The 2,393-nt window shown below is 71.8% G+C and carries 2 protein-coding genes; both read right to left on the bottom strand.

Translation table 11 applies throughout. The annotated features are described in order from the left end of the window. The coding region (locus tag ACTIDRAF_RS0218035) for an FdhF/YdeP family oxidoreductase (RefSeq protein ID WP_016700125.1) at positions 1-1,849 on the bottom strand (1,849 nt) is incomplete at its 3' end. 343 nt (positions 1,850-2,192) lie between these two features. Next, positions 2,193-2,393: hypothetical protein (locus ACTIDRAF_RS29610; protein ID WP_039787994.1), on the bottom strand; the 201-nt coding region annotated here is incomplete at its 5' end.

Below are 2,393 nucleotides of genomic sequence, written 5' to 3'. Positions count from 1 at the left end.
GGGGCAGGACGAAACCGTCCGGCCGCCGCACCTTGTCGTTGTAGTCCGCGCACCCCGGCACCACGCGGCCGATCCGGTCCCGCACCCGGTCGTAGTCCTCGGCGAGGGACGCCCACGGCACCGGGTGGTCCGACCCCAGGACCGCGCGGGCGAGCCCGCAGACGATGGCGACCTCCGAACGCAGGTGTTCACTGGCCGGAGCCAGCCGTCCCCGGGAGGCGTGCACACAGGACATGGAGTCCTCCACGGTGACGAACTGCTCGACACCGCCCCGGACGTCCCGTTCGGTCCTGCCCAGCGTCGGCAGGATCAGCGCCCGGCGCCCGGTCACCACGTGCGAACGGTTCAGCTTGGTCGAGACCTGGACGGTGAGCGCGCAGGATCGCAACGCCCGGGCGGTGACCTCGGTGTCCGGAGCGGCGGCGGCGAAGTTCCCGCCCAGGGCGACGAAGACCCCGATCCGACCTTCGCGCATCGCGCGGATCGCCTCCACGGTGTCCAGGCCGTGCGCCCGGGGCATGGGGACCCCGAACTCGCGTTCCAGGGCGTCGAGGAAGGCGGCGGGCGGTTTCTCCCAGATGCCCATCGTCCGGTCGCCCTGGACGTTGGAGTGGCCGCGAACCGGGCAGAGACCGGCACCCGGACGGCCGATCATGCCCCGCAGGAGCATGAGGTTGACCAGTTCGCGGATGGTGGCCACCGACTGGCGGTGCTGGGTCAGGCCCATCGCCCAGCAGGCCACTGTCCGGCGGGAGGTGGCCAGGAGCTCGGCGACGCGGTCGATCTGCTCGCGGGGGAGACCGGTCGCGTCGAGGACGGCCGGCCAGTCCACCTCCCGGACGTGCGCGGCGTACTCCTCGTACCCCTCGGTGTGGTCGGCGACGAAGTCCCGGTCGACCACCGACCCGGGTTCGGCCCGCTCCCGCGCCACCAGCAGGTGCCCCAGGGCGCGGAACAGCGCGAGATCCCCGCCGATCCGGATCTGGCAGAACTCGTCGGCCAGCCCGACCCCCCGCCCCAGCACGCCCCGGAGGTTCTGCGGGTTCCGGAAGCGGAGGAGACCCGCCTCGGGCAACGGGTTCACCGCGACGATCCGGGCGCCCCCCGCCTTCGCCCGCTCCAACGCCGAGAGCATCCTCGGGTGGTTCGTGCCGGGGTTCTGACCGATGACCAGGATCAGGTCGGCCTGGTGGAGGTCGTCGAGGCTCACCGACCCCTTGCCGACGCCGATGGTCTCCGTCAGGGCTGATCCTGAGGACTCGTGGCACATGTTGGAGCAGTCGGGGAGGTTGTTGGTGCCCAGACTGCGGACCAGGAGTTGGTACAGGAACGCGGCCTCGTTGCTGGTCCGGCCCGAGGTGTAGAAGACGGCGGAGTCCGGGTCGGGCTGGGCGGCGAGTTCCTCGGCGACCATCGCGAAGGCCTCGTCCCACCCGATGGGTTCGTAGTGGTCGGCGCCCTCCCTGAGCACCATCGGTTCGGTGAGCCGTCCCTGCTGGCCCAACCAGTAGTCCGTGCGGGAGGCCAGGTCCGACACCGAGTGCCGGGCGAAGAACTCGCGGGTGACCCGGCGGCGGGTGGCCTCCTCGGCGACGGCCTTGGCCCCGTTCTCGCAGAACTCGGCGGTGTGCCTGGCGCCACCGGGCTCGGGCCAGGCGCAGCCGGGGCAGTCGAAGCCGTCCCGCTGGTTGACCAGGCGCAGCGTGTGGAGGGTGCGGCCTGGCCCCATCTGTTCCAGGCCGCGCCGCATCGAGGTGAGCACACCGGGTATGCCGGCGGCCCAGCCCTTCGGACCGGTTACCTCGGTGGTGGTCTCGTCGATGTCCTCGTCCGGTCCCCGGTAGTTCATCCCCCTATCGTGGGTCACGCGATCCCGGGGGACCAGGGATTGATGGGACGGACGGCCGGTGCTGGGAACGTTCACTGTCGAGGTCGAGTCTCGCCCGCTCGTCGCTGTCCCCTGGCCAACCGGGTTCCGGGCCGGTGTGGTGCTGGGAGCCGGTGGGCCTTCGTCGGCCCGGTCGCGGTCCGGCACGGGGACCAGTCCGTCGCCGCCGCGCCAGGCCTCAGGCGCGAACCACTCCCTCCCACCTTCCAGGTGGTGGAGAAGGGTGGCCGTGGATCGGTGGTCGCTCTCCTGCCCGTGCGAACGGTTCCCGTTCACCCGGGAGGCGCGAACGGGAACGCCGGTCCTAGCCCCGGAACTCGAAGTAGTCCAGCACGATCATCAGCAGCGGTGTCAGCCGGCCCACCAACTCCCGCCCTCCTTCGGTGAGCTGGTGCCGCCGCACCACCGGCGCCCCGGGGGCGGGGCTGGCACGGACCACGCCCCGCAGCAGCAGGTGACGGCACTGGAGGTGCTTGCGGACCGCTTCCCACGCCGGGTGGGACAG

Origin of the sequence: Actinoalloteichus spitiensis RMV-1378, from assembly GCF_000239155.1 — a bacterium.
Classification (GTDB): Bacteria; Actinomycetota; Actinomycetes; order Mycobacteriales; family Pseudonocardiaceae; genus Actinoalloteichus_B; species Actinoalloteichus_B spitiensis.
Note: the sequence above shows the minus strand (reverse complement) of the source record. Positions and strands in the feature narration are given on the sequence as shown.